General features: G+C 70.2%; 3 protein-coding genes. All 3 read right to left on the reverse strand.

Annotated elements, in window-relative coordinates; genetic code table 11:
- Positions 1-92 precede the first annotated feature (92 nt).
- Genes AC08OX_RS16425 through AC08OX_RS16435 form a run of 3 tightly spaced genes read right to left on the reverse strand, consistent with a single transcriptional unit; the run spans position 93 to position 2,996 of the window.
- Positions 93-452: a hypothetical protein gene (locus AC08OX_RS16425; RefSeq protein WP_476608624.1), complete on the reverse strand. Its 360-nt coding sequence runs from the start codon at positions 450-452 to the stop codon at positions 93-95.
- Positions 453-457: 5 nt separating this feature from the next.
- Positions 458-1,336 carry a Vgb family protein gene (locus tag AC08OX_RS16430; RefSeq protein ID WP_476608625.1) on the reverse strand — a complete coding sequence of 293 codons (879 nt, stop codon included), beginning with the start codon at positions 1,334-1,336 and terminating at the stop codon, positions 458-460.
- The gene (locus AC08OX_RS16435) at positions 1,305-2,996 is read right to left on the reverse strand and encodes an ABC-F family ATP-binding cassette domain-containing protein (RefSeq protein ID WP_476608626.1); all 1,692 of its coding nucleotides are present in this window, start codon (positions 2,994-2,996) and stop codon (positions 1,305-1,307) included. Before AC08OX_RS16435 ends, AC08OX_RS16430 begins: the two co-directional genes overlap by 32 nt.
- Positions 2,997-3,189 lie beyond the last annotated feature (193 nt).

The following is a 3,189-nucleotide window of genomic DNA, read 5'->3' on the forward strand; positions in this document are numbered from 1 at the left end:
ACGCTAGCTACGGAGCGTGGTGGGCCATGTGTACCAGTATCCGAACCGATCGATCTTGGTTGCTGGCCCTGAAATCACTGTCCGACCGGTCACTACCCGGGCTCTGACCAGGGATGATGCGCGATGATCGCGGCGATCGAGACATCATCAATCGGATCGAACGAACGTTCAGAGCATCTGGCAGTGTCGACCATGCCGCCGAGCCCCGAGTTCACCGGGCCGCTGGCGTAGAGCCATCTTTGATCGGCGGCGAGGCGCGCGTCGGTATACGCGCGCGTAGGACTTCTTGGGTGCGTATAGAACGACGCGCGGCGCGTATAGACCGTCCAGCGACGGTTGCCGCTGGTTACCAGGGGTCCGTCGTCCCGGGCGAGTCGGCACAGCAGCCGCGACGCTCCGGACGCCCCAGCCAGCGTGATCCTGGGAACAGCACCCAGGGTCAGGTCCGCCACTCACCTCATGCCCGCTCCAGATGCGCGAGCCTCCCGGTTTCGAGGGCTACGTGGAGAGCGCTGTTCTCGGTGAGGGTGAGGCCGTGCGGTTCGCTGGAGGGTGTCGGTAGGTCGTATTCGTCGATCTTTCCGGCTGGGGTGATGTGCCCGATGCGGCCTGCGGCCCATTCGGTGAACCAGCAGCCTCCGGCCGGGTCGGCGATGATCGCGTGGGGTCGGGCGTCTAGGTCGGGGAGGGGGAACTCCTCGATGTGCCCGGCCGGGCTGATCCGGCCGATCTGACCGGCGGCGATCTCGACGAACCAGAGGGCGCCGTCGGTGCCCCGGCAGATCCCGACCGGGGCGGCGCCGGGGGTGGGCAGCGGGTGAAGGGCGGTCTGCCCGGTGAGGGTGATGCGGCCGATCGCGTGCGCCTGGTTGAGGGTGAACCAGACGGTCTGGTCGGCCCCGGTGGTGATCGCAGCCGGGAGGGCGCCCGCTACGGGGAGCGGGTACTCGGTGATCGTGCCGTCGGTGGTGATGCGTCCGATCCGGCCGCTGTTCATCTCGGTGAACCACAGGGCGCCGTCCGGGCCGGTGGTGATGCCGAAGGGCCCGCTGTCCGGGGTAGGAGTGGGGAAGGGGCTGGTCTCGCCGTCGAGGGTGATCCTTCCGATCTGGTGGTCGCGGTTACGGGTGAACCACAGCGCGCCGTCCGGCCCCTCGGTGATGATCGATGGCCCGCAGGCGGCTGGAATGAGCTGGTAGGAGTCGAGGCGACCGTCGGGGGCCAGCCGTGCGATCTGCCCGGCGTGGACCATCGTGATCCATAGTTCCCCGCCGGGGCCGCAGGTCAGGTCGTAGGGGCCGGCATCAGGCCCCGCTATCCGCGTTTCGCGGATCATCGCGTGTGCTGGGTGGGGTGTCACGGGTCTCCTCGGTGGAAGGGGCATGGCCGTGGTCCTTCGCCGTGTCCTCGGAACGTGGGGCCGATGGCAGGGCGAGGTGCGCGCCCTGCCATCGGCTGCGGATCGCGCGGTCATGGCTGACGAGGATGAGGGCGCCGGGATAGTTCTCCAAGGCGGCCTCCAGCTCCTCGGCGAGCGTGAGGGACAGGTGGTTGGTCGGCTCGCCGAGCACGCGCGCGAGGGCGAGGCGCTGGCGCTGACCGGCCGACAGCCGCCCAACCGGCACCATCAGCTGGTCCGCGGTGAACAGGCCGAACGACAACAGCACCTCGACGTGTTCGGCGCTGCTGCCCGCTCGGCCTTGGGCGTAGGCCGCCAGCAACGTCTGGTGCGGGTCGCGGACGGTGATCTGCTGGGGTAGATAGCCGATCGTGCCGTGGCGGGTGACGTGCCCATGTTGCGGGGCGAGGTCGCCTGCGAGCAGGCGCATCAGGGTGCTTTTGCCCGTCCCGTTCGGCCCGCTGACCAGCAGTCGCTCCCCTGCTTTGATCGTGAGGCTGGTGCTGGCCAGCCGTCCGGACACCGCCACGTCGATCGCTTCGAGCACGGTTGTGGTGTCGGGGCGGGCCGGCTGTGCGGGCAGGGTGAAGCGCAACAGAGCTGGCGGCGGGGGCACCGGGTGGTCGAGCAGGCGACGCAGTCGTTCCTCGGTGTTGCGGACTCGGCTCGCGACCGCGTGCTGTGCCCGTCCGCCAGCCCGGTCGTAGGCCATCTTGTTGCGGTCGTTGGCGGCCCGGTGGTGCGCGACCCGCCGGGCGGTGGTCGCGGCGGCCTCCCGCAGCTGGTCGACGTCGGCCTGCCAGCGGGCATGCGCCTGGGCCTGACGGGCACGGGCCGTGGCCTTCTGCGCGAGGTAGCCGGCGTAGCCGTTGCCGTACCGGGTCACCGTGTGGCGGTCGGCGTCCACCTCCACCAACGTGTCGACCACCCGTTGGAGAAAGACCCGGTCGTGGGAGACCACGACCGTTGTGCCCCGGCGAGCGCGCAGATGTGCCTCCAGCCAGCCGAGCGCGTCATCGTCGAGGTGGTTCGTCGGCTCGTCGAGCAGCAGCACCTCCCGCCCCGCGGCCAGCACACAGGTCAGCCGCAGCCGGGCCTGTTCCCCGCCGGACAGCGCGCCCAACAGCCGGTCCCGGCGCAGCCCGCCGAGTCCGACGCCGTGCAGGACCCGTTCGACGCGGGCGTCCGCGTCGTACCCGCCGCGCAGCTCGAAGACAGCCTGCAACATGCCGTACTCCGCCAAACCGGCCTCGCCGCCCTCACCGGCGGCCATCGCGGATTCCAGCTGGCGCATCCGGGCCTCGATCGCCCGCAGATCGGCCGTCGCCTCGTCGAGGGCGTCCCTCACTGTCCAGCCCGGCGGCGAGACCGCCTCCTGGGCGAGGTAGCCGGCCCCGCCCTCGGCCCGGACGACCACCCGGCCCTCGTCCGGACGCTCACATCCCGCGAGCAGGCGCAGAACGGTGCTCTTACCCGACCCGTTCTCGCCGATGATCCCGGTGCGCCCGCCGGCCGGCAGGACACAGGACACGGCCCGCAACACCGGGTGGTGATCATAGGACTTGCTGACGGAGTCCAGGGTTAGCTGAGTGGACATACGAGTCCTCCGAGGCGAGACGGGCGGCACGGCCACACCGGGCCGTCAGACCAGATCAGCGCCTCACCGGACCATCAGCAGCTCCTCTAACGCGACAGCCGTAGCGATAAGATCGTGCCACGGCGACCCCAGCCCGGCAAAGGAATTTCGCGATGACCCCACCCCAGCCGAGCACGGCAGACCCGGCCGGCCC

This window comes from Frankia sp. CoBUL1 (assembly GCF_978021245.1).

What these genes read in the sequence shown, in the direction of transcription:
- AC08OX_RS16430 (WP_476608625.1), bottom strand. Translation starts at nt 1,336, where the DNA reads ATGATCCGCGAAACGCGGATAGCGGGGCCTGATGCCGGCCCCTACGAC.
- AC08OX_RS16435 (WP_476608626.1), bottom strand. Translation starts at nt 2,996, where the DNA reads ATGTCCACTCAGCTAACCCTGGACTCCGTCAGCAAGTCCTATGATCAC.